Origin of the sequence: Streptomyces chiangmaiensis, assembly GCF_036281785.1 — a bacterium.
GTDB classification, from domain to species: Bacteria; Actinomycetota; Actinomycetes; order Streptomycetales; family Streptomycetaceae; genus Streptomyces; species Streptomyces chiangmaiensis.
This window is the reverse complement of the sequence record NZ_JAYWVC010000659.1, coordinates 1-819: the sequence shown is the minus strand read 5'-3', so window position 1 is coordinate 819 and position 819 is coordinate 1. Positions and strand designations below refer to the sequence as shown.

Genomic DNA, 819 nt, shown 5'->3' with positions numbered 1-819 from the left:
ACTTGCTGGGATTCACCGGACCGAAGGCCGAAGCCGAAGAGATCAAGGCCAGGATCGCGACGTTCCTCCGAGAGACCCTCGGACTGGAACTCAACACGACCAAGACCTTGATTACGCACGCCCGCAGCCAGCGGGCGCGGTTCCTCGGTTATGACATCACCGTCCAGCACTCCAGCACGAAAATCACCAGGAGCCGGAGATCGGTGAATGGGAAGATTGCACTGCGGGTGCCGTCGGACGCGGTCAAGGCCCAGTGCGCCCGCTACCGGCAACACGGAAAGTCGTGGCACCGGTCTCGGCTCCAGAACCTGGACGACTACGACATCGTACGGATCTACGGAGCCGAATACAGGGGCGTCGTGAACTACTACCTGCTCGCCCAGGACGTCTGGCGGCTGCGCACACTGCGCTGGCACGCCGAGACGTCGATGCTGAAAACGCTGGCAGCCAAGCACAGGTCCACCGTCACCAAGATGGCTGCCCGCCACCAGGCGAAGGTCATCACCGGCGACGGCCTCAGGACCTGCTTTGAGGCCAAGCGCAAGCGAAAGGGTAAGCCGGACCTGGTAGCACGATTCGGCGGAATCATTCTGCGGCAAGACCGGCGGGCGGTCATCACCGACCCGGCCCCGGTCCCGGCCCGTGTCCCACGTAAAGAGCTGCTTATGCGGCTGCGGACACGGAAATGCGAGCTTTGCGAGAACGGCACCACGGTAGCAGTACACCAGGTTGCCGGCCTTAAAGAACTCGAAAGGCCAGGAACGGACCGGCCTGCGTGGGCCGAACTCATGGTCAGAATGCGGCGCAAGACGCTCGTAG

General features: G+C 63.0%; 1 protein-coding gene. It reads left to right on the top strand.

The annotated features are described in order from the left end of the window. On the top strand, positions 1–819 hold an 819-nt coding region (locus VXC91_RS46250), incomplete at both ends, for a group II intron reverse transcriptase/maturase (RefSeq protein ID WP_329513311.1).